We start from the raw sequence: 3107 nt of genomic DNA on the forward strand, positions 1-3107 counted from the left end.
TGGCCTGCTCTACGGCCTGTCGTCCTTCGGGGAAAGAGGCGGCGGGCACCCGGTGCCGCCGTGGGCACCCGGGGCCGGAAATCACCGCCGCCCGCGTGCAACGCGCCGCGCGCGTTCCCACGTCGATACCGGAGAACGGTTTCTTCCGGCCGACACACTCCGTGTCCGAAATAAGGTTTTCAGCGGTCACGTCACCTGTTCGCCATATCGGAACAAACTATCGTCGTCCGCCATCGGCCAATTCCCGACGATCGTCGGCGTCCATTGAGCGGCTGTGCCCGCCGGTTTCGATCCGGATACTTCCATTCCTGTCCGTTGGACGTAACTCACGTCACAGGGAGATGGAATGACCTCACGAAAGCGCAGGGTCGCGGCACGCCTGAGCACCACCGCGGTATTGGCCACCGGAATGGCGGCGGCGCTCGCCATTCCGGCGACCGCGGGCTCCGGAGCACCGGTCACCCCGGCAGGAGACAACGACCCGATGATCCAGGCGATGCAGCGGGATCTCGGGATGAACGCCGCGCAGGCCGAGCAACGACTTCAGCAGGAGGCCGAGGCCCGCGGGGCCGTCGACACCGTCCGCGCCGAACTCGGGGACAGCTTCGGTGGCGCCCACTTCGACGCCGAGCGCGACACGCTGGTCGTCGGGGTGACCGACGCCGCGAAGGCGGACGAGGTCCGCGCCGCCGGTGCCGAGGCACGGGTGGTCGACGCCAGTTCGGCCGAACTCGAAAGCATCACCGAACGGCTGAACCGCGCCGAGAGCGACGCCCCCGACGCGGTCACCGGCTGGTACGTCGACATCGAGAGCAACTCGGTGGTCGTCACCACGGCACCGAAGACCCGCGGGCAGGCCACCGCGTTCGTGAACTCCACCGGCGCCGACCGCAGCCAGGTCGAGGTCGTCGAGTCCCGCGAACAGCCCCGGGCGCTGATGAACATCTACGGCGGCAACGCCTACTACATGGGCAGCGGCGGGCGCTGCTCGATCGGGTTCTCCGTGAACGGCGGGTTCGTCACCGCCGGGCACTGCGGCTCCACCGGCGAATCCACCTCGCAGCCCAGCGGCACCTTCGCCGGCTCGTCGTTCCCCGGCAACGACTACGCCTACGTGCGGACCGGCTCGGACGACACCCCGCAGCCGCTGGTGAACATGTACAACGGCTACGGCCGCACCGTGTCCGGGTCGAGTGAGGCGCCGGTGGGCTCGTCGATCTGCCGGTCCGGTTCCACCACCGGCTGGCACTGCGGCACGGTCGAGGCCAAGAACCAGACCGTGCGCTACTCCCAGGGCACCGTCTACGGTCTCACCCGCACCGACGTCTGCGCCGAACCCGGCGACTCCGGCGGCTCGTTCATCTCGGGCAACCAGGCCCAGGGCATGACCTCCGGCGGCTCCGGAAACTGCACCTGGGGCGGCACCACCTACTTCCAGCCCGTCAACGAGGCACTCAACGCCTACGGACTCAGCCTGGTCACCGGCTGACCCACCGACCGGCCGGACCGGTCCGCTCCTTGAACACCGCGACGTGGTGGCGGGGGACACCTCCGCCACCACGTTCGTGTGTGCGGTCCGTGGGCGCACACGTGTCCTCCCTCACAGGCCCTGTCCGCGGTAATTGCGTCGCCCGCCCGCCCACGCGGAGGCTAACCTGGCATTCACCCGGTGACGCACGCACCGCGACACCGTCGTCGTCCCTCTCGCGGTCTCCGGGTCCGGCCCGGCACAGCACCTCCGTTCCCTTGGAGCCGCACCCTCCCATGACCGACACCGTGCACCCGCCGACCACGGATCCCGACCGGGAAACGCCCGCGCCGAAGACGACCCTGCTGATCGGCGTGCTGGTGGTCTCGGCCTTCGTGATGATCCTCAACGAGACCATCCTCAGCGTCGCGCTGCGCGACCTCAGTGTCGATCTGAACGTGCCGACCACGACGGCACAGTGGCTGACCAGTGGGTTCCTGCTGACGATGGCGGTGGTCATCCCGACGACCGGGTTCCTGCTGGAGCGGTTCACCCCGCGCCAGATCTTCCTCGCCTCGCTGACCCTGTTCTCCACGGGCACGGTGGTCGCCGCCCTCGCACCGAGCTTCGGATTCCTGCTCGCCGGGCGCGTGGTGCAGGCCACCGGCACGGCCGTGATGCTGCCGCTGCTGATGACCTCGGTGATGCGCCTGGTGCCGGAGACCCGGCGCGGCGCGACGATGGGCACCATCACCATCGTCATCGCGGTCGCGCCCGCGGTGGGGCCGACGATCGGCGGAGCGGTCCTGGCATCGCTGGGCTGGCGCTGGATGTTCTGGATCGTACTGCCGTTGGCGCTGACCGCCCTGGCCCTCGGGGCGCTGTGGCTGCACCTCGACAGCCCGACGCGGCGGCTGCCGCTCGACCTCGTCTCGGTCGTGCTGTCCGCGATCGGGTTCGGTGGCCTGCTCTACGGCCTGTCGTCCTTCGGGGAAAGAGGCGGCGGGCACCCGGTGCCGCCGTGGGCACCGATCGTGGTCGGTCTCGCCGCGCTGACCGTGTTCGTGCTGCGCCAGACCCGGCTGCAACGGCGCGACCGCGCGCTGCTGGACCTCCGCCCGTTCACCCACCGCAGCTTCACGGTCGCGTTGGTGCTGGCCGCGCTGCTGTTCATGTGCCTGCTCGGCGCGGGCGCGATCATGCTGCCGCTGTTTTTGCAGACCGTGCTGGACACCAGCACGTTCGTCAGCGGCCTCGCGGTACTGCCCGGTGGTCTGGTTCTCGGGCTGCTCGGCCGCCCGGTGGGTGCGTTGTTCGACCGCGTCGGGGCCCGGCCGCTGGTGATCCCCGGCGCATCGGCGATGGCCGTGTCGCTGTGGCTGTTCACCCTGCTCGGGCCGGGTTCGCCGCTGGTGCTGGTGATCGGCATCCACATCGTGCTGATGACCGGGCTCGCCCTGATGATGACGCCGCTGATGACCGAGTCACTCGGGAGCCTGCCCGACCATCTCTACTCGCACGGCAGCGCCATCCTCACCACGCTGCAACAGCTCGCGGGCGCACTCGGCACGGCGGTCTTCGTGACCGTGGCCGCCCTCGGCAGCGCCGACGGCGGCGGCGCGGGCCCCGACGCCGACGG

3 protein-coding genes are annotated in these 3107 nt (G+C 70.0%); 2 read left to right on the top strand and 1 reads right to left on the bottom strand.

The genetic code is table 11. The features are described 5' to 3' along the window. On the bottom strand, nt 1-190 hold a 190-nt coding region (locus SACHA_RS26100; RefSeq protein WP_232211852.1), incomplete at its 3' end, for a hypothetical protein. A 156-nt stretch (nt 191-346) separates the two neighbouring features. Between SACHA_RS26100 and SACHA_RS0109720 the strand changes: the two genes are divergently transcribed. Further along, nucleotides 347-1489 (top strand): S1 family peptidase, encoded by a 1143-nt coding sequence (locus tag SACHA_RS0109720; protein WP_028663038.1) that lies wholly within the window; start codon nt 347-349, stop codon nt 1487-1489. A 275-nt stretch (nt 1490-1764) separates the two neighbouring features. Further along, nucleotides 1765-3107, top strand: a 1343-nt coding sequence (locus SACHA_RS0109725) for a DHA2 family efflux MFS transporter permease subunit (protein ID WP_019809278.1), incomplete at its 3' end; no start/stop codon positions are given.

Origin of the sequence: Saccharomonospora halophila 8 (assembly GCF_000383775.1) — a bacterium.
Classification (GTDB): Bacteria; Actinomycetota; Actinomycetes; order Mycobacteriales; family Pseudonocardiaceae; genus Saccharomonospora; species Saccharomonospora halophila.